Here is a 24,804-nt window from a genome sequence, read left to right on the forward strand (position 1 = left end):
CCAATCCCGCCTATATGCCTTTGACAACAGCGGCGCGTTGAACCTCTGGCTCAAGGCTCCACCGGGAATTTCGACGGGCCGCGCGCCCGTTTTTTTGTGTTTGCAGGCCTTTGTCTGCACGCTCCAAGTGGAGGTCTGATGACCAACGACCTGATTGCCAAAGCTGCCATCGACAGGCGCCTGGCCGAGATCGTCACCCCGGTGATCGAGGATCTGGGTTACGAGCTGGTGCGAATCCGGCTGATGTCTGGTAAGGCGACGACGCTGCAGATCATGGCCGATAAGCCTGATGGCGGCATTGAAGTGGACGATTGTGCTGCGATCTCGAACGCGGTCAGTGCGACGTTGGACGTCGAAGATCCGATCATTGACGCCTATGCACTGGAAGTTTCGAGCCCGGGTATCGACCGGCCGCTGACCCGGCTGAAGGACTTTGACATGTTCGAAGGCTACGAGGCCAAGCTGGAGACCGAAGAGCTGGTCGGTGGCCGCCGCCGTTTCAAGGGTGAGCTGGCAGGCACTGAAGAAGATGAGGTTCTGATCAATATTAACGATCAGGGCGAGACCGTGACCATTGGTCTGAAATTTGACTGGCTGAGCGACGCCAAGCTGGTTCTGACTGATGATCTGATCAAAGAAATGCTGCGGCAGCGCAAAGAGGCCGGCACGCTGAACGAAGACGCATTCGACGAAATCGAGACCGAAGAGTCTGACGAGGAGAACAAGTAATGGCTATCACCTCTGCAAACCAGCTGGAGCTGTTGCAAACCGCCGAGGCCGTGGCGCGCGAAAAGATGATCGACCCGGGTCTGGTGATCGAGGCGATGGAAGAGAGCCTCGCCCGCGCGGCCAAGAGCCGCTATGGCGCCGAGATGGACATCCGCGTGTCGATTGACCGCAAGACCGGCCGCGCCACCTTTACCCGAGTGCGCACCGTTGTGGCGGATGAGGAGCTGGAAAACTACCAGGCTGAAATGACCGTCGAGCAGGCGCGCCAGTACATGGCGGAGCCCGAGGTCGGCCAGACCTACGTCGAAGAAGTGCCGCCGGTGGAAATGGGCCGGATTGCCGCCCAGTCGGCCAAGCAGGTGATCCTGCAGAAAGTTCGCGAAGCTGAGCGTGACCGCCAGTATGAAGAGTTTAAAGACCGCGCCGGCACTATCATCAACGGCCTAGTCAAGCGCGAGGAATACGGCAACGTTATCGTAGATGTCGGCGCTGGCGAAGCGATCCTGCGCCGCAATGAGAAGATCGGCCGTGAAAGCTACCGCCCGAACGACCGCGTACGCTGCTACATCAAGGACGTGCGCCGCGAGCCGCGCGGCCCGCAGATTTTCCTGTCGCGCACCGCGCCGGAATTCATGGCCGAGCTGTTCAAGATGGAAGTGCCCGAAATCTATGATGGCATTATCGAGATCAAGGCCGTTGCTCGTGACCCTGGGTCGCGCGCCAAGATTGCGGTTATTTCCTATGACGGCTCGATCGACCCGGTTGGTGCCTGTGTCGGTATGCGCGGTTCCCGCGTGCAGGCCGTTGTGAACGAGCTTCAGGGCGAAAAGATCGACATCATTCCGTGGAATGAGGATCAGCCGACCTTCCTGGTGAACGCGCTGCAGCCGGCCGAAGTGTCCAAGGTTGTTCTGGACGAAGAAGCTGGCAAGATCGAAGTTGTGGTGCCGGAAGAGCAGCTGAGCCTGGCCATCGGCCGCCGCGGCCAGAACGTGCGCCTGGCGTCGCAGCTGACCAACCTCGACATCGACATCATGACCGAGGAAGAGGAATCGGCCCGCCGACAGAAGGAATTCGAAGCGCGTACCAAGTTGTTCATGGAAACCCTGGACCTTGACGAATTCTTTGCCCAGCTTCTGGTGTCCGAAGGCTTCACCAATCTGGAAGAAGTTGCCTATGTCGAACTGGACGAACTGCTGGTGATCGACGGTGTCGATGAAGGCACCGCCGAAGAGCTGCAGGCCCGTGCCCGCGACTTCCTGGAAGCCCAGGCCAAGGCGGCGCTGGACGCGGCGCGCGCTCTGGGTGCCGAAGACAGCCTTATCCAGTTTGAAGGCCTGACCCCGCAGATGGTCGAGGCGCTGGCGAAGGACGACGTGAAATCGCTGGAAGACTTCGCCACCTGTGCCGATTGGGAACTGGCCGGCGGCTGGACCAATGACGGCGGTGAGCGGGTCAAGGACGACGGCATCCTGGAACCCTTCGGCATGTCGCTTGAGGAAGCACAGGATCTGGTGATGACCGCGCGCATCATGCTGGGCTGGGTTGATCCTGAAGAGCTGGAAGCGGAAGCAGCTGAAGGCGAAGAAGCTGGTGAAGAGGAAGGCGAGGCCTGATTTCGGGCCTTGCACAGGAGACCTGCATGACACGCGGCGGCACAACAAAAGACCGGACCGGCGAAAGCGAACGCAAATGCATCGCGACCGGCGAGTCCCAGCCTAAACAGGGCCTCATCCGATTTGTGATGGGGCCTGACGGGCAGGTTGTGCCAGATGTGATGGGCAAGCTGCCCGGCCGCGGTGTCTATGTCGCCTCCAGCCGGGAGGCTCTGGCTGCAGCAGTCAAAAAAAAGCTGTTTGCCCGCGGTTTCAAGGCGCAGGTGCAGGTGCCGGATGAGCTGGTACAGGAAGTCGAGCGGCAGGTAGTCCGCCGCCTGATCGAACTGATCAGCCTGGCGCGCAAATCGGGCGACGCAGTGTCCGGGTTTGAGCGGGTCAAGGATTGGCTGGCCAAGGAAGAGGCCCGGGTGCTGATCCAGGCTTCTGACGGATCCGGGCGCGGGAAGTCGAAGCTGAGCACGCCCTACAAGGGCAAATTCATCGGCTGCCTCACGGCGGACGAGCTGGGAATGGCATTTGGGCGCCAAACTGCGATCCATGCCGCCCTCGCCTCTGGCGGACTCAGCAAACGTGTTGTAGATGAGGCGCAACGACTGCAAGGTTTGCGCGAAATGGTGGGCGGCAACGGCCGCACGGAAGGATAAGTAGCTTTATGAGCGATAGTGACGGCAAAAAGACACTGGGTCTGCGTGGGGGTTCCCGTCCGGGGAACGTGAAACAAAGTTTCAGCCATGGACGGACCAAGAATGTCGTGGTGGAAACCAAGCGCAAACGCGTTGTGGTTCCCAAGCCGGGTGCGGCCAAGGGGGGCAGCGGCGCTGCACCTTCCACATCCGGATCGCGCCGGCCAGCCGGCATCAGCGACGCGGAAATGGAGCGCCGCCTGAAGGCACTGCAGGCTGCAAAAGCCCGCGAAGCTGAGGAAGCCGCGCAGCGCGAAGCCGAAGAAAAGGCCCGCGCTGAAGAGCGTGAGCGCCGCCGGGCCGAGGCTGAAGCCAAGGAACGCGAGCAGCGCGAAGCGGAAGAACGCGCGCGTGCTAAAGCCGAAGAAGAAGAGCGTCAGCGTATTGCAGCCGAAGAAGCCGCGAAGCGTGCTGCAGCCGCGCCGGCACCGGAAGCCGCGAAAGCTGAGCGTGCTGCGCCGAACAAGCCTGCCCCTGCTGCAACACCGCGCAAATCCGAACGCGAGCGCGAGCAACGCCCGTCCCGCGGCAAGGGCCGTGACGACAACCGCCGCTCCGGCAAGCTGACTCTGGGCCAGGCAACTGGCGGTGAAGGTAACCGCCAGCGCTCGATGGCAGCCATGAAGCGTAAGCAGGAACGTGCGCGGCAGAAGGCCATGGGAGGCTCGGTCGAGCGTGAAAAGGTTGTGCGTGACGTGCAGCTGCCGGAAACCATTGTGGTGTCCGAGCTGGCGAACCGTATGGCTGAACGCGTTGCAGATGTGGTGAAATCGCTCATGCAGATGGGTATGATGGTCACCCAGAACCAGTCGATCGACGCCGATACCGCGGAGCTGATCATCGAGGAATTCGGCCACAAGGTAACCCGTGTTTCCGATGCTGACGTCGAGGACGTGATCAAGGAAGTCGAGGACAAGGAAGACGACCTGAAGCCGCGTCCTCCGGTCATCACCATCATGGGTCACGTCGACCATGGCAAGACATCGCTGCTGGACGCTATCCGAGATGCGCGTGTTGTGGCAGGCGAGGCGGGCGGTATTACCCAGCACATTGGCGCCTATCAGGTGACCACCGAAAGCGGCACGGTGCTGAGCTTCCTGGACACCCCTGGCCACGCGGCCTTTACTTCGATGCGCTCCCGCGGCGCGCAGGTGACGGATATCGTGGTTCTGGTTGTGGCTGCGGATGACGCGGTGATGCCGCAGACCGTCGAAGCCATCAACCACGCCAAGGCTGCGCAGGTTCCGATGATCGTGGCGATCAACAAGATCGACAAGCCGGCAGCCGATCCGACGAGGGTCCGCACCGACCTGCTGCAGCACGAGGTGATCGTGGAGCAGATGTCAGGTGAAGTGCAGGACGTCGAAGTTTCCGCCGTTACCGGACAGGGCTTGGATGAACTGCTGGAAGCCATTGCGCTGCAAGCGGAAATCCTGGAACTGAAAGCCAACCCCGACCGCGCTGCCCAAGGCGCCGTGATCGAGGCGCAGCTGGACGTGGGCCGTGGCCCGGTTGCCACCGTTCTGGTTCAGAACGGCACCCTGCGCCAGGGCGACATCTTTGTTGTGGGTGAGCAGTACGGCAAGGTCCGTGCGCTGATCAACGACAAGGGTGAGCGCGTGCAGGAAGCCGGTCCTTCGGTCCCGGTCGAGGTCCTTGGCCTCAACGGCACCCCGGAAGCGGGTGACGTTCTGAACGTGACGGAGACCGAAGCGCAGGCGCGCGAGATCGCCGCCTACCGCGAGCAGGCCGCCAAGGACAAGCGCGCCGCAGCTGGTGCTGCGACCACGCTGGAGCAGCTGATGGCCAAGGCAAAGGAAGACGAAAACGTCTCCGAACTGCCAATCCTGGTCAAGGCCGACGTGCAAGGTTCCGCCGAAGCCATCGTGCAAGCGATGGAGAAGATCGGCAACGACGAGGTACGTGTGCGCGTGTTGCATTCTGGTGTTGGTGCGATCACTGAAACCGATGTGGGCCTGGCCGAAGCCTCTGGTGCGCCGATTATGGGCTTCAACGTCCGTGCCAATGCTTCGGCCCGCAACACTGCAAACCAGAAGGGTGTGGAGATCCGCTATTACTCGGTGATCTATGACCTGGTGGACGATGTGAAAGCGGCGGCTTCCGGCCTGCTGTCTGCCGAGATCCGCGAGAACTTTATCGGTTACGCCCAAATCAAGGAAGTCTTCAAGGTTACCGGTGTTGGCAAGGTTGCTGGCTGCCTGGTTACCGAAGGTGTCGCCCGCCGTTCGGCTGGCGTGCGCCTGCTGCGCGACAACGTGGTGATCCACGAAGGCACGCTGAAGACCCTGAAGCGCTTCAAGGACGAAGTGTCCGAGGTTCAGTCCGGCCAGGAATGCGGTATGGCGTTCGAAAACTACGACGATATCCGTCCAAACGATGTGATCGAGATCTTCGAACGCGAAGAAGTCACGCGTACGTTGGATTGATAGCTGCGGAAAACGGAATGAATGAGGGCTCTGGTTAGTAACCGGGGCCCTTATTTTCTTACTCGGGTCACTAAGGTGTTCGCGGGAATAAAAGGGCAGCCTTGCAGCTGCCCTTTGTGGCGTTGCCTGGCATGTGTGAGTGGCGGCTCAGGCAGAGGGGGTTACCGGGTGGCCCTTGTATGTTTTGCTACCGACCTGCACCGCTATTTTCCCATCTGGGAATGCCCGTATGAATATGCCCTGAACCAGTGAAAAACTTCCAACCGCGATAGTTCTTAGCATGATCGCCTCATAATCCGCTGTAGTACAGCCTACTGAGTTGGTTTGCTTTTTCAGGTTTGACCAGAATGGTTAACAAAAAGTTCACACGTATTGCCGAGGCGCAGTTAAACACCCGGCAAAAATGCGGAATTTATCATCGAAAGCGTGGCGTGTGACGGCTCTGGTGTTACCACTGTGCCGTAGCGTCTTTCGCTTTAGAGCCAGTCGCGCAGGATTGGGATAAGCGGAATATCAGCTGGCGGCATCGCAAAATCGCGAAGGTCCTGCGGGCGGACCCACTTTAAGGTTTGACCTTCCTTTGCCTGTGGAATGCCCTCCCATTTTCGGCAAGCAAACAGCGGCATCAGCAAGTGGAAATCCGCATAGGAATGGCTGGCAAAGGTAAGCGGAGCCAGGCAGGAGGCCCAGGTATCAATGCCCAGCTCCTCGTGCAACTCGCGGATCAGTGCGGCCTCCGGTGTTTCACCCGGCTCGATCTTGCCGCCAGGAAACTCCCACAGGCCAGCCATGGACTTGCCTTCCGGCCGCTGCGCAAGAAGCACGCGTCCATCCGCATCGATGAGCGCAACCGCGGAAACCAGAACTGTTTTCATGACCGGTAATCCGCGTTGATTGAGATGTACTGATGGGTGAGATCGCAAGTCCAAACGGTTGCTGAGCCGCTGCCGAGGCCAAGATCGACCTTTATGGTGATTTCCTGCTTTTTCATCTCCGCCGCGCCTAGCTCCTCATTGTAGCCCGGCGAGACCCAGCCCTTTTCAGCAACTAGAACATCGCCAAAGCGAATCGACAGAAGATCGCGGTCTGCGGCGGCGCCGGATTTACCGATTGCCATCACTACTCGGCCCCAGTTGGGATCCTCTCCGGCTAAAGCGGTTTTTACCAAGGGCGAGTTGGCAATTGCCATGCCATGTACTTTGGCATCCGGATCCGAAGCCGCGCCTGTGACCTGAATTTCCACGAACTTTGTGGCGCCTTCACCGTCTCGTACGACCTGGTGCGACAGGTCTAGCATGACCCGTTCCAGTCCAGCCGCAAACTCGGCATTGCCGGTTGCGTCCACGCCAGAGGCGCCAGTAGCGCAGAGCATCAGGCTGTCTGAAGTGGAGGTGTCGCTGTCCACTGTGATGCAATTGAAGCTCCGGTCGCAAATCGCGGCCAGCTGAGCTTGCAGCGCTGCCTGTTCAACCTTTGCGTCAGTGAAGATGTAGACCAGCATTGTCGCCATGTCCGGTGCAATCATGCCGGAGCCCTTGGCAATACCGGCTATTTTGACCGTTTTACCGTCTATGCCAACGGTGGCGCAGCAGCCTTTGGCAAAGGTGTCAGTGGTCATAATGGCTTTGGCGGCACCCTCCAGTGCAGTTTCATCAACGGAGTTGTGCAATTCGCTGATCTTGGCAACGATCCTGTCATGGGGCAGTGGTTCGCCAATCACACCGGTGGAGGCGGTAAAGACCCTTTCTGCCGGAATGCCTGTTCGAGCAGCCACAGCCGAAGTTATCTCCGCAACCGAAGTTTGGCCGTAATGGCCTGTGAAGGCGTTGGAGTTGCCCGAGTTCACCAAAATTGCCGCGCCTGCGTTTGTTGCGCCACCCAGCTTGGCCTGGCAATCCAACACTGGCGCAGAACGGGTCTTGGACCGTGTAAAGACACCAGCGACGGATGTCCCTGGCTCCATGACTGCTAGCATCACGTCTGTACGGCCTTGGTATTTGACTCCGGCAGCTGCGGACGCAAATCGCACACCCTTGATCACGGGAAGGTCGGGAAAGCCGGCAGGCGCCAGCGGCGAAACGGGCATGGATTTGGCCATGATCAATTCCTAACCAGGCTAAGGTCTTTGAGAATGGCCGGGTCCAGATCCTCGATCTCAGGCCGTTCAATTTCTGCGGCAGCTGTCAGTTCGTTCACCCGGTCCTCAACCGCTTTCTGGCGCAGTTCACCGGCCAGTTCGGCACGCACTTCTTCGAACTCGGGCGCTTCCGTTTTGCGGCGCTGGTTCAACAGGATAATATGCCAGCCGAACTGTGTCTGGACCGGACCGGAGACCTCGCCCGAACGCAGTTTCAGGACAGCCTGTTCGAACTCAGGCACCATGCGGCCTGTGGTGAACCAACCTAGATCGCCTCCATTGGGGCCGGAAGGTCCGGTGGAGCGTTCCTTGGCCAGAGTGGCAAAATCAGCGCCTGCGTCCAGCTCAGCCTTTACGTCCAGCGCGTCCTCTTCACTTTCGACCAGGATATGGGCCGCATGAAACTCGTCGCCGCCTTCACCGGTGGAGTATTTCTCGTCATAGGCTGCCCGCAGCTGGTCCTCGCCGCTGGCTCTGTCCATGACCGTTTCGATCACATCCGCTGCCAGCATCGCGCGTTCCTCGTTTTCAACTGCAAGCTCGACGTAGTGGGGCACTTCGCCACGCAGTTGCTGTTTAAGCGCGGTCTGCTGGACAAGTTGGTCCAGAATAGCGTTGTAGAGCACCTCGTCGGGCAGTTGTTTGTACTGCTCCGGCAAATTTTCGCGCGCCATGACCATGTGGCCGATGGTGATTTCTTCACCGTTGACGGAGGCAACCACTGTATTGGCGTGCGGCGCTGCTGATACGGCTAGCGGCAGCGCAGCACTGGCGGCAACCGCCATACCGCGCAGAAATGTGAGACCTTTACGCATTGAAACCTTCCTATTCCCCGGCCGCAAGGGGCCGTGCCGTTGACACTCTATACCCTGCCGCTTACATCGCCTTGAGGCCATTGGCAGGACCGTCTTTGCACCATTGTTTATGGGTTGCGGACACGGCGGGCAAGCCTGCCCGATGCAAAGGCCGGACATAGGATCGCTGGAGAAGATATGCTGGGTTTCGGAACACTCGCCAAAAAGGTTTTCGGCACGCCGAACGACCGTAAAGTCAAGGCGACACGGCCGCTGATTGCGCAGATCAACGGGCTGGAAGATGAGTTCGCGAAGCTCAGCGATGATGGGCTGATTGCTAAGACCGAAGAACTTCGCAAACGGGCGCTGGACGGTGAAAGCCTGGACGCGCTGCTGCCCGAAGCCTTTGCCAATGTGCGTGAGGCCGCAAAGCGGGCCCTGGGCCTGCGTGCCTTTGACACCCAGCTGATGGGCGGAGTCTTTCTCCATCAGGGTAACATTTCCGAGATGAAGACGGGCGAGGGTAAGACACTAGTGGCGACCTTCCCGGCTTACCTGAACGCGCTGACCGGCAAGGGCGTGCACGTGGTTACCGTGAACGAATACCTGGCCAAGCGCGACAGCGAATGGATGGGCAAGGTGTTTGCTCAGTTGGGTATGACCACCGGCGTGATCTGGTCGGGCCAGCCCGATGCTGAGAAGATGGCCGCCTATCAAAGCGACGTCACCTATGCGACGAACAACGAGCTGGGTTTCGACTACCTGCGCGATAACATGAAACCTTCGCTGGATCAGGTGTTCCAAAAGCAGCACAACTTTGCGATCGTCGACGAGGTGGATTCAATTCTGATCGACGAGGCCCGCACCCCGCTGATCATCTCCGGTCCGGCAGAAGACCGTTCGGAGCTGTACTCTACCATCGACAAAGTGATCCCGCTGCTGGCGGAGGACCATTACGAGATCGACGAGAAGACACGCGGCGTGACCTTCACGGAGGATGGCAACGAATATCTGGAACAGGTCCTGCGTGAGCATGGGCTGCTGGAGGCTGAGGCGTCGCTATACGACCCCGAAAGCACCACAGTGGTGCACCACGTGAATCAGGCGCTGCGTGCACACAAGCTGTTCCAAAGGGACAAGGACTATATCGTCCGCGACGGCCAGGTGGTTCTGATCGACGAATTCACCGGCCGGATGATGCCGGGCCGCCGATTGTCCGAAGGCCTGCATCAGGCCATCGAAGCCAAGGAAGACGTTCAGATCCAGCCGGAGAACACCACGTTGGCCTCCGTCACCTTCCAGAACTACTTCCGTCTCTATGAAAAGCTGTCCGGTATGACCGGCACGGCGATGACCGAGGCTGAGGAATTTGCCGAAATTTATGGTCTTGGTGTGGTAGAAGTGCCGACCAACCGACCGATTGCCCGGGCAGACGAGGACGATCAAGTCTACCGCACCGCCCGTGAAAAATACGAAGCGATGATCAAGGAAGCCACGAAGGCGCATGAAAAGGGCCAGCCGGTCCTTTTGGGCACCACCTCGATCGAGAAATCTGAACTGCTGAGCCAGATGCTGCAGCAAGAAGGTATTCCGCATAACGTTTTGAACGCCCGCCACCACGAGCAGGAAGCGCAAATTGTCGCCGATGCCGGCCGCTTTGGCGCGGTGACTATCGCCACCAACATGGCTGGCCGTGGCACCGACATTCAGCTCGGCGGCAACGTGGAGATGAAGGTACTGGAGGCGCTGGCGGCAAACCCAGAAGCCGATCCAGCAGAACTGCGTGCGGCTGAAGAAGCCAAACACGCGGAAGAGAAGCAAAAGGTGCTGGATGCTGGCGGTCTGTTCGTAATGGCGTCTGAGCGGCACGAAAGCCGCCGCATCGACAATCAGCTGCGCGGCCGCTCCGGCCGTCAGGGCGACCCGGGTCGCACGCGCTTCTATCTCAGCCTCGAAGACGACCTGATGCGCATCTTCGGTTCCGAGCGTCTGGACAAGCTGCTGTCGTCTCTGGGCATGAAAGAGGGTGAAGCGATCATCCACCCCTGGGTGAACAAGTCGCTGGAACGCGCTCAGGCCAAAGTCGAGGGCCGCAATTTCGACATGCGCAAAAACGTGTTGAAATTCGACGACGTGATGAACGATCAGCGTAAGGTGATTTTCAAGCAGCGCCGCGAGATCATGGCGGCAGAAGACTTGTCTGAAATCACCAATGACATGCGCCATGAGGTGATCGACGATCTGCTGGATGTTCACATGCCGCCCAAGACCTATGCTGACCAGTGGGATACACAGGGTTTGCAGGAACAGGTCCGCGAAATGCTGTCCATTGATGCTCCGGTAGCCGATTGGGCCGCGGAGGAAGGTGTCGACGACGAGCAAATCCGCGAGCGGCTGGTAGATGCGTCAGACAAGATGATGGCGGAGAAGGCTGAGGCCTTTGGTCCGGAGAACATGCGGAACATCGAGAAGCAGGTGCTGCTGCAGACCATCGACAAGAAATGGCGCGAGCACTTGCTGACGCTGGAGCATCTGCGTTCGGTCGTAGGTTTCCGCGGCTATGCGCAGCGCGATCCCTTGAACGAGTACAAGAACGAAAGCTTCCAGCTGTTTGAGAGCATGCTTGACAGTTTGCGGGAGGAAGTCTCCCAGCAGCTCAGCCGGGTGCGTCCGATGACTGAGGAAGAGCAGCAGCAGATGCTGATGGAGATGGCTGCGCGCCAGGCAGCCATGCAGCAGATGGCTGCACAGGCTTCGGGGGCAGAGGCCCCGGCGGAGGCTGCGGCTCCCGGTTTTGTTGAAGATGATCCTTCGACTTGGGGAAATCCTTCGCGCAACGACAAGTGCCCTTGCGGATCCGGCAAGAAGTTCAAGCACTGCCACGGCAGCCTAGCCTAACTGATACACTTAAGTCGCCTAGTATCAATTATCGGAGGCACGCTTAGAAGCAAAAGGGGGGGAGTGCCCCTACAGGTTTTCTCAACTTACGGCCTTGGCTTGAAGTGGCGCTGCATTTGCGTGCAGCGCCATAGCTGTCTTTAAAAGGAGAGATAAGGCCGAGCCGGAACGCCCGCAGCGCAGCTAAGTGCGTCTGTATTGTTTCCTAGCGAGCAACGAAGATGGGGGAATTGCCGGATTCTCTCCTGTATGCGGCCACAAACTGGCCGTCTTTTCCGGGCAGGCTTCCTCCACCAAGCTGGTTCAGGAGGTGCCCATGCTGACGAAACAGGTGATGCTGACAAGTGCGCTGACGCTGGCATGCGCCTTGGGGATCGGGGTCTATATGCAGGCATTCGGAACAGACCGTGAAGCTGGTTCTGCCCTTAAAGCTGCCGGTGCTGAATTGCCATCGGAACCTAGCGGGGCGGAACTGCAAATCGAAAAAATTGCTTTGACCTCTGCTAATCCAGCATCTGCCCGGGAATCTGCGGACCACCAGAGTTCAGAGCCGGAGCCTGAGAGCTCTTGCCGTATGACAGCCGCAGCCAAGGCAGCTCCGCTGGCGATGGTTGCTTTCTCGGTTGATGCTGCATGCCGCGCAAACGAACGCCTTACAGTGCACCACAGTGGTATGAGTTTTACTGTCTCTCTGGACGAAGCCGGGCATTATGAAGGGCTTGTGCCGGCCTTAACTCAGACGGCAGTCTTTATCGCTGAAATTTCCGGTGGCGCAGGTGCGGTTGCTGTCGTCGAAGTTCCCGATATTGGGGCTGTGGAACGTGTGGTCGTACAATGGAGTGGCCACAGTGGGATTGAACTGCACGCGCGGGAGTTTGGAGCTGCTTACGGCAGTGCGGGTCATGTCTGGCACGGTGCCGGCGACCAAGCCGGGATTGGCCGGGTCATGCGGCTCGGCGATGAAAGCCAGTTAGCACCGCGCATTGCCGAGATGTACAGCCTGCCGTCCAGATTGCCCGGACAGGACGGGAGAGTTTCCTTGACCGCCGAGGCCGAAATTACCGCCAGAAATTGCGGGCGGGATATCTATGCTCAGGCGCTGCAGCTGCATAGCGGCAGACTCAGCAGCCGTGATCTGGTTATGGCAATGCCGGATTGCGATGCACAAGGCAGTTTTCTGGTGTTGAATAATCTGATGGAAGACCTGAAGATTGCCGCCAACTGATTTGCGGTAATTTCAGGTATCAACATGACCTTCTTCCGTGCGGCCGTTTGCGCCGCACTTTTTCTGGCAGCTCTTGCGCGCGCACTCGCGGCCCAGGACGTCACATTGTCTTCCCCGGACGGCGCCGTTGAAATCACAGGCACTCTGCTGGGTTTTGATGGTGAGTTCTACCGGGTGCAGACCCAATTCGGCGAACTGACTGTTGATGGGTCAGGTGTTTCCTGTGACGGGCCGGGGTGTCCAAGCCTGTCTGGATTTGTTGCGGAGATCACTTTCGCCGGTTCCTCTGCGATGTCGGAAGTTCTGCTGCCTGCGCTGATCGAGGGATTTGCACTGCGCAATGGGTATCAGACGCGCAGGGAAGCTCTTCCTGCAGGGAACTTCAGCCATGTGCTTTTGCGCGGGCAGAAGCCTGCGGCGCGGTTCACTTTTACTGCCAGCAATACTGACGCAGGATTTGCGGCTCTTATCGCTGATGAGGCGGATATTGCTATGGCGCTTCGGGAAATACGTCCCCTTGAACGCAAGGCTGCACGGGCGGCAGGTTTAGGGGATCTAACAGGGGTGGGACGCAGCCGTGTGCTGGCGCTGGATGCCTTTGTGCCAGTGGTGGCGCCGAGCAATCCGGTGCGCGAAATCACTCTGCCGCAGCTGGCTGGCATCTTGTCAGGACAAATCACCAATTGGCGGGAGCTTGGCGGCCCCGATGCTCCCGTTTCGATCCATATGCCGGTGTCCGCTTCCGGTTTGTCTCAGGCGGTCGAAGACAAGCTGATGAACCCATCCGGGACTGCGTTTACTTCTGCCATCCAGAGACATGACCGCAGCAGCTTGCTGGTCCGTAGGGTGATGATTGACCCCTTTGCCATAGGTATCGCTAGCTATGCTGAGAAAGGCGCAGCCCGGGTTCTGACGCTGACTGGGCCCTGCGGATTTTTCCTGCAAGCCGGCCGTCGGGCAGTGAAAACTGAGGACTACCCGCTGACAGTTCCGATGTTCCTGTACCTGCCGGCCCGGCGTCTTCCCAAAGTGGCGCGGGACTTTCTCGCCTATGTGCGCGGACCGGCAGCGCAGGCAGTGATCCGCCGTGCCGGATTTGTGGATCAGGCTCCAGAACTGATCCCGGTCAGCCGTCAAGGCAACCGGCTTGCTAATGCCATTCAAGCAGCGGAAGAAAACGGCGGCCTGGCGGAATTGCAGCGTTTGGTGACTGAGTTGGGTGGAATGCGGCGGCTGACCGTCTCTTTCCGTTTCGAACCTGGCTCCTCGCGCCCGGACGCTCAGTCCCGCTCCAACATTGAGCAACTGGCCAGGGCGCTGGAAGCAGGGGAGTTTGACTCAAAGGAAGTTATCTTTGCAGGATTTTCAGATGGTGTTGGGCCCGCGGCAGGCAACCGGCAAATTGCGTTGAAGCGGGCTGGAGCGGTACGTGATGCGGTGATCAAGGCCGCGGAAACAGCAGACACTGGCCGTGTCAAAATCCGAGCTGAAGGATTTGGTGAAGTTTTGCCAATGGCCTGTGATGACAGCGATTGGGGCCGCGAGATCAATCGCAGGGTAGAGGTCTGGGTGCGCTAGAAAAGAGTATTTAAGAAATTGGTCAACAGTTTGCCGCTGGCTAGGCTGTTGTTGTTCCGAGAAGATAGCGGTAGTCGCGAAGAACTGTCTGCAGCAGTTTAAACCGATTCACTCAACTAGCTAGCTAACCGAGTGGCCCACAGCAGCGGCTGGTCGAAGTTATACATTACAAGTTTTCCATCCCCGGTGACCTCCACACGGTTGGTTAGGCTGATCTGTTGCATGAACTCCCGTTCGGTAATCATGATTGCTTCATCGCACAGCCCTCCACCGATTTGGAACGGTGAGAACATAAAGTTCTCGAGGTCAGGGCCGAAAGTTGTGGTGAAGCTCCGGCAAGGGCTGGAGCCGTAGAGTGTGCCATCTTCGAAATCAAATCGCAGATTTTCAGATGGGTCCAGATCGACGTCCTTAACCTTCTGGACGATCCAGGCACCGTCGAGATCTGCTGCCGTGGTTGTGACCATGGGTATTCCTCCGCTTTGTCCGCTCCCGCCATCAGAGGCAAATGAGAAAACGGCCAACCCGACGCAAACCCCTGAAAACGCCGTAAGAAACACGGCGCCGGCTAAGCGCGAACCCCTCACGTGCCACAACCAGTCGGTCGGATAATCATTTATGCCTCTCTTTAATGCACATGGACCTTTAGTCTGCGCAGCCAGCCAGAATTGACAAGAAAAAATCTTGCTGGAATCCGGCTTCTATGCAACGCTTGATGGTGGCAGAGATAACCTACTGTTTTAAAATAGTTTTTAGCCCTGGGAGTGTCCCCATGCCACTTGACGCATCCGCCGCAAAAGAAATCAAACAGCAGATGACACTCGCCCGCAAACGCGCGTTGTCCTTCGGGTTGTGCTTTGGCAAGAAGATCGAGAATTCGGTGTTCCTCACTCACAAGACCAAGGCTGCCAAGGTGCTGGGCAAGCAAGCGAAATCCGATGGCGAAACCCCGCAGTTCAGCTTCGGCACTCTGAAGCTGGACGGCAAGGAACTGTCGATGTCGGTCGAGGGCAAGATCGTGCCTGGCATGGCCCGCAAGGCCAAGAAGATGTTCATGGTGGTCGGGCTCAAGTACAAGATCCTTATTCTCGACCCCTCCGGCAATGTCGTCGAGTCGGAAGCCGATGATGAGGATGAAACGGCAGAGGACGTCCCCCAGGCCGCCCCGGCCGCCAGCGGCGACACCGCCACCGAAGCGTCGGCTGAGGCGCCGGCCGCCCCCTCCGCCGAACCGGATCCGGCAGAGGCCAAGTGGAAAACCACCGCTGCCAAGGTCGAGACCAACATGGCGAAGCTCCGCGACATCGCCGGCATCGACCTCTCCAAGGCAGAGACGCTGTGGAAGGCGATCCAGGCCAAGGCCGAGGGCAGCGGCTTTACCGCCGCGCTGGAGCATGTCGCCAAGCTCTCCGCCGAGATGAAGACCGCCGCTCAGGATGCCGCCGCCCGCGCCAAGCGGCAGAGCCTGCTGGAAGGCAAGTGGCAGCAGGCGGCAGCCAAGCTGGAGCCGCTGATCGATGAGGTGCTGGCACTGAAGACTGCGCAGTCGGAGAAGATTGAAACCGTCTGGACCCAAATCAAGGCCCGCGTGGCCGCCAGCCCGCCGGATTATGAGGGCGCGCTCAAGGCAGTCGGCCCGCTGGCGCAGGCGATTTCCAAGGCCCGCCAGACCGCCACCGATGCAGGCGGCGGGGAGGCGGCTCCTGCCAGCACCGAGGCAGCAGCAGGCGGTGATACCGCGACCGCAACCAAACCCGAAGCCCCGGCCAAGGCGCCGGAACAGGCCGCACCACCCTCCGGCGACACCGGCAGCGAGACCGGGGACGCCACCGTCGACGAACAGATCGCCCGGATCGAGGCCGCGCTCAAAGCACTAAAGGACGGGCCGGTCAAGACCTACAACACCATGGTGCCGGAAGCGGTCAGCCAGACCCCTGACAAGTGGAAAGCCGCGCTCGACAAGGTTGCGGCGCTGGCCGCGCAGGCCAAGGCCAAGCCCGAGGATGCCAGCGGCGCCAAGCTGGATGCCGGCGAAAAGGCGCTGGACGCTCTGGAAAAGGCGGTTGCCGCCGACACTCAGGCCAAGACCGCGTTCCAAAAGGCTCTGGAAATCTTCGATCTGCGCATGGTGCCTCTGACCAGCCACCCCAAGGCCACGGCGCCCGAAATCGCACCTGAAATCACCCGCATTACCGGACTGCGCACCGCCGCGGCGGACAAGGCCAAAGCGCATGATCTGAAAACGGCCACCGCCGACTTGACTGCGGCCGAAGCGGAGATTGCCAAGGCCGAAATCCTGGCCGATGAGTTCGCCCATTTCATGGCGCTCGATCCCGACCGCAAGGCGCTGGCCGACGCGGCCCGCGGCGTAACAGTCGGCGATCCGGCAGTGGATGACGCCGCGCGCGAGATGGAGCGGCTTTATGATGCCGCGCAGCAGGACAAGGCCGCCAAGAAATTCAAGGATGGCATCCAGAAGCTGGACGAAGTCGCCAAGGTCTATGAACGAACCGCCAAGGTGCGCAAACAGCGCAAGCTGTATGAGGACTGGCGCCCCAAGGTCAAACAGTGGATCGACCACTGGGCGGGCCTCACAGCGGCGATCAAGAACCTGCTCAAGGATAAGTTGGACGAGGCCAAGGGTTATTACACCGATTCAGATGTTGCCACGAGCAAGGATTACACCGAGTCGATCAAGCTACTCAGCAAGTTCTGGGGCCTCCTGCCCTTCCTCAAAAAGGAAATCCCGGTTGTTCAGCAGTATGCTCCGAAGCTGACGGCCTTTGAGGCCAAGCTGAAAGAGTTCAAAGACCACGATGGTGCTTCGGGCATTCAGGTGATCATCCTCAAGATGGAGGCGGACCTCGCCTCGGCAAAGGCCGAAGCGGTGCTGCACAAGTACTCCACCGCCCTGACCCTGCTGGACGCCACCCAGGGCGATTGGCCCGCTGCGACCGCCCAAGCGGACGCCTGTAAGGCCTACAAGGAAAAACGCGTGGCAGTTCAGGGCAAGATCGACCCGCTCAAGAACGTGCCGCAGGCTGCAACCATGCTGGAAGATGCCAAGGCCCTGATGGCCGAGGCGGCAGCAGCGGCGCTGAAGCTGGACTTCACCACCGCCAGCAACTGTGTGGCAGATGCCGAGAAACGCGCCGACAGCGCCAAGGCCGCGGCAGAGGCCGCTGTGGAGCTGGACGGGATGACAGACACCGCCGCGCTCGACGATCTGAAAAAGAAGTGGGATCCGGCATTCAAGGTATTCACTGATGTCCGCGATAAGGTGGTAGCAGCCGATACCGGCAATGACTTCACCGCGCTGATCGCCAAGGCTCAATTGCCCGCGGCGGAGGCCGAAAAAGCCAAGACGGCCAAGAAGTTCGATGATGCCCGGGCGCACCTGGACAGCGCCATCTCCAATCTCAAGATGGCAATGGTGCTGATCCACCAGCACCGCGCCTACGGCGAATTGAAGGCCTCGCTGGCGGCGCAGATTGCGGCGCTGGCACCGCTGAACGATGCCAATTGCCTGCAGCCGCATATCGACGACGCTAACAAACTGAGCGGCGAAGCGGACGATCTGATCAAGCCGGAAGGCTATGATTATAAGGGTGGTGAGGCAAAGATCGCCGCCGCGCGCAAGATTGTAGAGGAAGCCCGCGCCGATGGCGAGCTGTTCAAAACCATCAAGGCGGACCGCACCAAGGCCGCTGCTATCATCGCCAAGATCACCACCGAAGGCGGCGATGTCGAAGCCCAGCTGACCCACCGCAAGACCGAAGTTCAGGACCTGCTCGACGAAAGCACCTCCAAGCAGACCGCCCGCGATTTCAAGGGTGCCGCGGAGAAGGCCAAGGCGGCGGCGGGCTGGGAGAAAGCAACAGACGAGGATCTGAAAAACCTGAAAACCGTGCTGGGCTGGGAAACCCCCTTCTTCAAGACGCCCCGCGCTACCCTGATCGGCCCCGGCAAGGAGGCCGGAGTGCATCAGATCGCCCGTGCCGATGCGGATTTCGCCAAGTATGAGGCGATGAAGGCTGCGCATACCTATTCTGCCGCGCTGCGGATGTTCGAAAAGGCGTATCAGAAGATTGAGGCCTGCAAGCTGCTGATCGCGGCAGCGGCACCTTACAATCAGACCGTGACAGATGCCCAGGCGGCGGTGGATGCGCTGGCGCCGGAAAACAATGATGCCACCAAGGACCGGATTAAGGCGCTATCCGACCGGCTCGATGCCGCAAAACTGGATCTCGCGCGGACTGATCTGGCTGACAACGATTATACCCAGGCAATAAAGCTTCTGAAACAGATTGCCGAAGACGCCAAGGCACTGCTGAAAATCATCAAGGGGTCTTCTGATTATGAACCCGCCCGCGCCGCTGCCGAGGCCAAGCTGGCCGAAGCCAGGGGCCACAAGCACGCAGACGCGATCCAGGCCCAGTTGACCCGGCTGACGGCGAAATACGACAACCTGGTCAAGCTGGCCCCCAGCGATTACGCCACCGCCAAGACTATGGCCGAGGAAGTCACGAAATCCGCCGAGGAGGCAATCAGCTCCGCCAATACCCACGGTATCCTCGAAGCGGTGAACTCCGCCATCGGCGGCGACGAGGACAGCGCCCCCTGGTGGCCGCAGGTGCAGGCGGCGAAACTGTCGATCAAGGCAGTGGGCAGCCGCGACAACGCGGACGTCGCCAAGCCCCATTTGGACACCGCCAATACCGAGATTGAGAACTGCCAGAAGGACGGGCTGGACGCCAAGACCGCCAAGGGCCATCTCAAGGCAGCGCTGGAGGCCTGCAACACTGCCAATGAGGTAATCTCGCAATATGCCTTCATCGCGCAGGAAATCGTCCGCGCCCGCGCCGCCCTGCCGCCGGTTACCGGCCACGCTGAGGCGGCCTATGTGAAGGATGAGACGGACGCGGTTGAAAAACTGCTGGATGGAGCCGAAACCGCGGCCAAGGGCGGCCAGAACTATGCCAAGGTCAGCAGCGATATCGAGGCGGCCATTGCCCAGACCAAGATCGCGCTGGAAATGGCGGGGCAGCACAAGCAATACAAGGAGCTGCGCGCCAAACCGGAGGTCGAGCCGCGCCTGGCAGTGCTGGAAAAACACGAGCACCGCTACGCTATCAAGCCCAGTATCGACACTATGCGCAAGAAGCTGGGTGATGCTGCGGCAGCTGTGGCCGGCAAGAAGCCGGACGAGGGCGTCAAGCTTCTGGAGGAGGCCCGCGCCATTGGCACCAGCGCCTTTGTGATGGCGGAAATGCGCGCCAACACTCCACCCAAGGAAGACGACATCAAGGAAATCCTGTCGCGCCCCAATGGCACGGCTGAACTGGACGCAATGATCGACAACCTGGAGCCGGAAGCTCAGCGTGCCGTGGTCAAGGTCGCGTTCAAGGCGCGTTTTGGATGCGATATCAAGAACTTCAGCAACGAGAACCTGGCCCCGGCCTCGGAAATTGCCGACAACAACCTGAAAGGGCCGAACATCGTCGCCTTCTACAAGGCGATGCAGGACCTGCCGCTGGATCACACGCTGAACAACGACTCGCTGCAAAGCTTTGCGGTGAACGAGGCCGCCAAGGGCGGTTCCAAGTACCAAAGCGACAAGAAGCGGATCGTGATGCACGAAGGCGATGCCGGGGCCTCGCCCAATTACGCCTTTGGTAGCGACGATGCGGTCGGCAGCCTGGACGATGCCGCCACCCCGGAAGAGCGCGCAGAGCTGGAGAAATGCAAACCCGCCAACGAGGAACCGGTCACCTTCTTCAATTGGAACACCCTGCATGAGGTCGGCCATGCGGTCGACGACAAGCAGAGCTTCATGAAGAACAACGGCAAGAAGAAGGACTTTGGCGGCTGGACCGAACACGGCATGGATATTTCTGGCATCGCAGACAAGATTGCCAAGAAATTCAGCTATGATACGGCCTATGTCACTGAATACATGGCCCATAACAAAAGCGCCCATGTGCCGCCCAGGCCGGAGGATGAAACCTGCTCGGATGAGGACTGGGAAAGCCGCCGGATCAAGATGGAGGCCTTTGTCGATATGGCCTCGGAACCGGCCAAACCCTGGTCCAGCATGGCCACCGCCAAGAAGCTGGCAATCGGCGGGGTGGTCTATCAGGAAAGCTACCCCAACAGCTGGAACTCCTATCTGCTCAGCGAGCGCGCCAAGGGGATCACCGGCTACCAATTCCGGGCGCCGGGGGAGTGGTTCTCGGAGCTGTATGCCGCCTTTCATTCCGGCAAGCTGAAGCCGAACCACCCTGCCGTTGGCTGGCTGGAAAAACTCTGACCTATTGAAAGGCTTCTGACCGATGTCCCTATTTCACCCCGTCAATCTGGTCTGCCCGCAGTGCGAGGCGCCGGTGACCATGATGGCCGTGGGCAGCGTAAACGCCGACCGGCGGCCTGACCTGCGCGACGATATCCTGCAAGATCGGTTTCAGGACTGCGCCTGCGATGCCTGCGGCGAAAGCTTCCGGCTGCAGCCTCAGTTCAACTATCTGGATGCAGGCCGCGGCCAGTGGATTGCCGCGATGCCTGCCAGCCGCCTGCGCGACCATCTGGAACTGGAGGATGAGGCCAGGGAGCTGTTCGGCGCCAGCTATGGTGCCAGCGCCCCGGCGGCGGCCCGCGACGTCGGCAGCGGCCTGGCGGCGCGCCTCACTTTCGGCTGGCCTGCAGTGCGGGAGAAGCTGCTGATTAAGCAGCTGGGACTTGATGACGTGATCGTCGAAATGATGAAGCTGCACATCCTACGCAGCGTGGAAACGGTTCCGCTGGCAGAAGGCATCGAACTGCGTCTGACCGAAGCGGATGAAGAGGAAGACAGCTATGTGTTCGCCTGGCTGGAAACGGCGTCAGAGCAATACCTTGAATACATGACCGTCCCGGCAGAGCTCTACCGTGCCATCCAGGGCAACCCGGAGGGCTGGGCCGCCGTCCGCGGGCGGCTGGACAACGGTTATTTCGTGGACATGCAGAAGCTGTACATGGGCGAAGGGCGCCAGGCAGAGTGATCTAGTTCTGTCTGACCAGGCAAGCGTCACGAGTTCAGGTCAGTTTTGCAGTAAATAGGTTTCAGCTAAGGGCAGCCAGACGTTCCTGCAGAACAGGTCTTCTGACAAGGCCTGCAGCTTTGCTCATGGGGGAAACCTTCAGGGATGGCATGCACTGGTGCGGTCTGCAATAATGCCGGCTGGACGGTCCGGCGTCTGCGCAGAAATCAAGCCTTGACCGGGTACCGGAACCCGGCAGTCCAGGTAACCCCGGAAGCAGACCAATGAGCCAGCAAACTGTTCTTGTTACCGGGTCTTCCGGCTTTATCGGCTACCATCTGTGCCAGCGGCTGTTAGCAGACGGATATCGCGTCGTTGGTATCGACAACCTGTCTGACTACTACAGTGTCCAGCTCAAGCGGGACCGCCAGGAGATGCTGGAACGGCATCCGGCTTTCAGCGTCATCAACCGCAGCATCGAAGAGCGCGGTGTCATGATGGAACTTTTCTCGGCGCACAGGCCTGACTTTGTGGTGCATCTCGCGGCCCAGGCTGGGGTACGTTATTCGATCGAAAACCCGCGTTCTTATCTAGATAGCAACATAACCGGCACCTTTGAGATCCTGGAGGCCGCTCGCGCCTATCCACCGCGGCACATGCTGCTGGCCTCCACTTCCTCGGCTTTTGGCGCCAACACCGAGATGCCCTACAAGGAGACCCAAAAGGCCGATCACCAGATGTCCTTCTATGCCGCAACCAAGAAGGCGACGGAGAACATGGCGCATTCCTATGCGCATCTGTTTGAACTTCCGGTCACCATGTTCCGGTTTTTTACAGTCTATGGTCCCTGGGGACGGCCGGACATGGCGCTGTTCAAATTCACCAAGGCGATCCTCGAAGGGAAGCCGATTGATGTTTACAATTACGGCGACATGAAGCGGGATTTCACCTATGTCACCGATTTGGTCGAAGCGATCCGGCTGCTGCTGGATGCCGTTCCGCAACGCCGGCCGGACGGTGTTGTGCCGGAGGGCGACAGCCTGTCGCCTGTAGCACCGCATCGTGTGGTCAACATCGGCAATTCTGAATCCGTGCGGCTGACCGCCTTTATCGAGGCGATCGAGGCGGCTACCGGGCGTAAGGCAGAACAGAACCTGATGCCGATCCAAGCCGGTGATGTTCCGGCGACTTGGGCGGATGCTTCGCTGCTTCACAGGCTCACGGGATACAAACCTCAAACTGCCGTGGCTGAGGGCGTAGAGCATTTCGTCAACTGGTACCGGGAGTATTATGACGCTCCATTCCCTGCAAAAGACGGCAGCTAAAGCGGTCTGTGCGGCACCACGGGAAAGGGCAGGCCCAGTAAGGCAGTTGGTGCCGTTATCGGAGCAATGCCTGACGACTATGCTGGCTGTGTGATTTGGAAGGAAGCCGTTGACGCGAGTGACCTTGGTCATGTTGAAGACAAGCAAAGGTTTATAGCCGATGGTTTTGTAGTTCTGTTTTTAGGGGCTGGCTACAGGCCGCAAAGCAAGAGGAATTTCCGATGAATAAAGTTCTGTTTCCACTTCCAGAGACACCGGTCGTTCCAGTGATGGGAGAGGAGGCTGGCTACCAGGTGGGGCGGATCTTTTGTGTTGGACGCAACTATGCAGCACATGCCGCCGAGATGGGTAACGAAGTGGACCGGGAAGCGCCGTTCTATTTCACCAAGGCGGCTGCCAATGCTGTTCTGACGGATGAAGTTGTGCCTTATCCTCCGGGTACAGATGACTTTCACTATGAAATGGAGCTTGCGGTGGCAATCGGGGCACCGGTTTTCCGGGCCGGGCCGGCAGAAGCAGCGGCTTCCGTATTTGGCTATGGCTGTGCATTGGATATGACCCGGCGTGACCTGCAAATTCGGGAGCGAAGGAAACAGCGTCCATGGGATCTGGGGAAAGATCTGGAGAATGGCACCGTGTTGGCCCCGATGAGCAGGGCGGGTGATTGGGAGGGTCCGGCCGGCCAGCAGATCTGGCTGGAGGTGAATGGGGAGATCAGGCAGGACGCTACGCTGGCGGAGATGATCTGGTCTGTGACTGACATCATTGGTCACCTATCGGGGTTCTACCATCTGCGGCCGGGCGACATAATCCTGACTGGCACACCTGCCGGTGTCGGAGCGGTTCAGACTGGCGATCGGATTCGTGGAGGGGTGGACGGGCTTGCGCCGGTTGAGCTGACATTGGCTGCTGCGGAATGACGCAGGATGTCCCGTGCCGCGATAGTTGTTGCCATGCGGCGGTTTCCATATGTATCAATTTGGATGTGATTTATGGCCGTTTCGTAACGTATTGAGTGGTGAATCCCGCTGACAATGGGGCGAGCGGACAGATTTCATGAGTAAAAAATGCATAATCTGCTGTTGATGGTTACAAACGCACCTAATAGCAGGGAAGCAGTCGGTTCGTTAAACGAACCCGAATGAGGGTTCTGACGGCAGAAACGGAAAGAAAATCGCCGGGCGCCGCAGCAATCTTGCGACGGTGGAGGTCCGGTAAATGATTTGGTCAAAGGGAGGACACACATGACCACTCGCAGAAAGCTTTTGGGGGCAGCGGGCGCAGCGGCCCTGGCGGTGTTTGGCGCGATGCCGGCATTTGCCCAGGAAGTGACCTTGAAACTGCACCAGTTCCTGCCGGCGCAGGCAAACGTGCCGAAACTGATCCTGGATGTCTGGGCGGACAATGTCGAGGAAGCCTCGGGCGGGCGGATCAAGATCGACCGCTTCCCTTCGATGCAGCTGGGCGGCAAGCCGCCGGAGCTGATGGATCAGGCCATTGACGGCGTGGCCGACATCGTCTGGACCGTGGTGGGATACACGCCTGGACGCTATCCCTCGACCGAAGTGTTCGAACTGCCGTTCATGATGACCAATGCGCGCGCTGTTTCACATGCCTATTGGGAAATGTTCGACAAGCACATGAAGGACACTGAGTTCAAGGATGTGCACATCCTGGGCACCTGGGTGCATGGCCCCGGCATGATCCACACCTCTGATCCGGTGGAAACGCCCGAAGATCTGGAAGGCATGAAAATCCGCGGCGGCGGCCGCTCGGTCAACGCACTGCTGACCGAACTGGGCGCAACTCCGGTGGGTATGCCGGTTCCGGCGATTCCGGAAGGCCTGTCCAAAGGCGTGATCGACGGCACCACCATTCCGTGGGAAGTGACCGCGGCGCTGAAGGTTCCGGAACTGGTGGAGAACCACACCGAGTTCACTGGCAAAGCCCTTTACACCCTGACCTTTGTTTTGGCGATGAACAAAGATAAGTATAAAAGCCTGCCGGATGATCTGAAGAAGGCCATCGACGACAACTCCGGCCTGGAGTTCTCGGTCTTTGCCGGCGGCACACAGGCGGATTCCGATGGCCCGTCGCGCGAAATGGCGCTGGACTTGGGTAACAACGTGATCACCCTGGACGAAGAGCAGACCGCTATCTGGCGAGAGCGTGCGCAGCCGATTTACGACCAGTGGATCGCTGACATGAAGGAAAAAGGCATCGACGGTGCCGCGCTGATCGAAGAAGCCAGCGGGCTGATCGAGAAATACACGCCGCAGTACCAGTAAGGCGTTTGAATTGATAAAAGTGAAGGGCCGCGCGGCATTGGCACTGCGGCCCTTTGCATACCGGA

The 24,804-nt window shown here is 59.3% G+C and carries 16 protein-coding genes; 12 read left to right on the plus strand and 4 right to left on the minus strand.

The genetic code is table 11. The annotated features are described in order from the left end of the window. The first annotated feature begins 138 nt into the window (after positions 1-138). From rimP to infB, 4 genes are read left to right on the plus strand one after another with little or no spacing between them, the layout of a single operon-like run. Positions 139-729, plus strand: a complete 591-nt coding sequence (rimP, locus tag RA21_RS07530) for a ribosome maturation factor RimP (RefSeq protein WP_019295268.1) — start codon at positions 139-141, stop codon at positions 727-729. Next, positions 729-2,345 (plus strand): transcription termination factor NusA, encoded by a 1,617-nt coding sequence (nusA, locus tag RA21_RS07535; RefSeq protein WP_039147605.1) that lies wholly within the window; start codon positions 729-731, stop codon positions 2,343-2,345. The genes rimP and nusA overlap by 1 nt, the downstream gene beginning before the upstream one ends. Before the next feature lie 26 nt (positions 2,346-2,371). Continuing rightward, positions 2,372-2,992, plus strand: a complete 621-nt coding sequence (locus RA21_RS07540) for an RNA-binding protein (RefSeq protein ID WP_019295266.1) — start codon at positions 2,372-2,374, stop codon at positions 2,990-2,992. An 8-nt stretch (positions 2,993-3,000) separates the two neighbouring features. Continuing rightward, entirely contained in the window at positions 3,001-5,478 is a 2,478-nt protein-coding gene (gene infB / locus RA21_RS07545; protein WP_019295265.1) for a translation initiation factor IF-2, read from the plus strand. A gap of 476 nt (positions 5,479-5,954) precedes the next feature. On the opposite strand, the gene mutT is transcribed toward infB, so the two are convergent. The 3 genes from mutT to RA21_RS07560 are packed head-to-tail and all read right to left on the minus strand — an operon-like array spanning position 5,955 to position 8,430. Continuing rightward, complete coding sequence (mutT, locus tag RA21_RS07550) at positions 5,955-6,353, minus strand: 8-oxo-dGTP diphosphatase MutT (protein WP_019295264.1); 399 nt, start codon at positions 6,351-6,353, stop codon at positions 5,955-5,957. Beyond that, on the minus strand, positions 6,350-7,576 hold the full coding sequence (gene argJ / locus RA21_RS07555) for a bifunctional glutamate N-acetyltransferase/amino-acid acetyltransferase ArgJ (protein ID WP_039147607.1): 1,227 nt from the start codon (positions 7,574-7,576) through the stop codon (positions 6,350-6,352). The genes mutT and argJ overlap by 4 nt, the downstream gene beginning before the upstream one ends. A 2-nt stretch (positions 7,577-7,578) precedes the next feature. Then, positions 7,579-8,430, minus strand: a complete 852-nt coding sequence (locus RA21_RS07560) for a foldase protein PrsA (protein ID WP_019295262.1) — start codon at positions 8,428-8,430, stop codon at positions 7,579-7,581. Between the two features lie 177 nt (positions 8,431-8,607). On the opposite strand from RA21_RS07560, the gene secA reads away from it, so the two are divergent. The 3 genes from secA (at position 8,608) to RA21_RS07575 (ending at position 14,110) form a co-directional block, all read left to right on the plus strand. After that, positions 8,608-11,307 carry a preprotein translocase subunit SecA gene (secA, locus tag RA21_RS07565; protein WP_039147609.1) on the plus strand — a complete coding sequence of 900 codons (2,700 nt, stop codon included), beginning with the start codon at positions 8,608-8,610 and terminating at the stop codon, positions 11,305-11,307. Between the two features lie 316 nt (positions 11,308-11,623). After that, the gene (locus RA21_RS07570) at positions 11,624-12,532 is read left to right on the plus strand and encodes a hypothetical protein (protein ID WP_039147611.1); all 909 of its coding nucleotides are present in this window, start codon (positions 11,624-11,626) and stop codon (positions 12,530-12,532) included. Between the two features lie 24 nt (positions 12,533-12,556). After that, positions 12,557-14,110 carry a phosphate ABC transporter substrate-binding/OmpA family protein gene (locus RA21_RS07575; RefSeq protein ID WP_039147613.1) on the plus strand — a complete coding sequence of 518 codons (1,554 nt, stop codon included), beginning with the start codon at positions 12,557-12,559 and terminating at the stop codon, positions 14,108-14,110. Between the two features lie 116 nt (positions 14,111-14,226). Here the strand turns inward: RA21_RS07575 and RA21_RS07580 are convergent, their stop codons facing one another. Next, positions 14,227-14,577 carry an META domain-containing protein gene (locus tag RA21_RS07580; RefSeq protein WP_039147615.1) on the minus strand — a complete coding sequence of 117 codons (351 nt, stop codon included), beginning with the start codon at positions 14,575-14,577 and terminating at the stop codon, positions 14,227-14,229. Positions 14,578-14,882: 305 nt separating this feature from the next. Here RA21_RS07580 and RA21_RS07585 point away from each other — a divergent pair, with 305 nt between their 5' ends. The 5 genes from RA21_RS07585 to RA21_RS07605 all read left to right on the plus strand — a co-directional run bounded on the left by RA21_RS07585 (position 14,883) and on the right by RA21_RS07605 (position 24,739). After that, a complete protein-coding gene (locus RA21_RS07585) occupies positions 14,883-20,420 on the plus strand; it encodes a hypothetical protein (protein ID WP_039147616.1) in 5,538 nt (1,845 codons plus the stop codon). 22 nt (positions 20,421-20,442) lie between these two features. Then, positions 20,443-21,147, plus strand: coding sequence for a CpXC domain-containing protein (locus tag RA21_RS07590; protein ID WP_019295256.1), 705 nt, complete (start codon positions 20,443-20,445; stop codon positions 21,145-21,147). A 263-nt stretch (positions 21,148-21,410) separates the two neighbouring features. Next, positions 21,411-22,451, plus strand: a complete 1,041-nt coding sequence (locus tag RA21_RS07595) for an NAD-dependent epimerase/dehydratase family protein (protein WP_039147618.1) — start codon at positions 21,411-21,413, stop codon at positions 22,449-22,451. A 221-nt stretch (positions 22,452-22,672) separates the two neighbouring features. Continuing rightward, positions 22,673-23,371, plus strand: coding sequence for a fumarylacetoacetate hydrolase family protein (locus RA21_RS07600; RefSeq protein WP_019295254.1), 699 nt, complete (start codon positions 22,673-22,675; stop codon positions 23,369-23,371). 324 nt (positions 23,372-23,695) lie between these two features. After that, positions 23,696-24,739 carry a TRAP transporter substrate-binding protein gene (locus RA21_RS07605; RefSeq protein WP_019295253.1) on the plus strand — a complete coding sequence of 348 codons (1,044 nt, stop codon included), beginning with the start codon at positions 23,696-23,698 and terminating at the stop codon, positions 24,737-24,739. Positions 24,740-24,804: the final 65 nt, after the last annotated feature.

This window comes from Leisingera sp. ANG-DT (genome assembly GCF_000813785.1).
GTDB lineage: Bacteria > Pseudomonadota > Alphaproteobacteria > Rhodobacterales > Rhodobacteraceae > Leisingera.

Coding starts and splice junctions, on each gene's coding strand:
- rimP (WP_019295268.1), top strand. CDS start 139: ATGACCAACGACCTGATTGCCAAAGCTGCCATCGACAGGCGCCTGGCC.
- nusA (WP_039147605.1), top strand. CDS start 729: ATGGCTATCACCTCTGCAAACCAGCTGGAGCTGTTGCAAACCGCCGAG.
- RA21_RS07540 (WP_019295266.1), top strand. CDS start 2,372: ATGACACGCGGCGGCACAACAAAAGACCGGACCGGCGAAAGCGAACGC.
- infB (WP_019295265.1), top strand. CDS start 3,001: ATGAGCGATAGTGACGGCAAAAAGACACTGGGTCTGCGTGGGGGTTCC.
- mutT (WP_019295264.1), bottom strand. CDS start 6,353: ATGAAAACAGTTCTGGTTTCCGCGGTTGCGCTCATCGATGCGGATGGA.
- argJ (WP_039147607.1), bottom strand. CDS start 7,576: ATGGCCAAATCCATGCCCGTTTCGCCGCTGGCGCCTGCCGGCTTTCCC.
- RA21_RS07560 (WP_019295262.1), bottom strand. CDS start 8,430: ATGCGTAAAGGTCTCACATTTCTGCGCGGTATGGCGGTTGCCGCCAGT.
- secA (WP_039147609.1), top strand. CDS start 8,608: ATGCTGGGTTTCGGAACACTCGCCAAAAAGGTTTTCGGCACGCCGAAC.
- RA21_RS07570 (WP_039147611.1), top strand. CDS start 11,624: ATGCTGACGAAACAGGTGATGCTGACAAGTGCGCTGACGCTGGCATGC.
- RA21_RS07575 (WP_039147613.1), top strand. CDS start 12,557: ATGACCTTCTTCCGTGCGGCCGTTTGCGCCGCACTTTTTCTGGCAGCT.
- RA21_RS07580 (WP_039147615.1), bottom strand. CDS start 14,577: ATGGTCACAACCACGGCAGCAGATCTCGACGGTGCCTGGATCGTCCAG.
- RA21_RS07585 (WP_039147616.1), top strand. CDS start 14,883: ATGCCACTTGACGCATCCGCCGCAAAAGAAATCAAACAGCAGATGACA.
- RA21_RS07590 (WP_019295256.1), top strand. CDS start 20,443: ATGTCCCTATTTCACCCCGTCAATCTGGTCTGCCCGCAGTGCGAGGCG.
- RA21_RS07595 (WP_039147618.1), top strand. CDS start 21,411: ATGAGCCAGCAAACTGTTCTTGTTACCGGGTCTTCCGGCTTTATCGGC.
- RA21_RS07600 (WP_019295254.1), top strand. CDS start 22,673: ATGAATAAAGTTCTGTTTCCACTTCCAGAGACACCGGTCGTTCCAGTG.
- RA21_RS07605 (WP_019295253.1), top strand. CDS start 23,696: ATGACCACTCGCAGAAAGCTTTTGGGGGCAGCGGGCGCAGCGGCCCTG.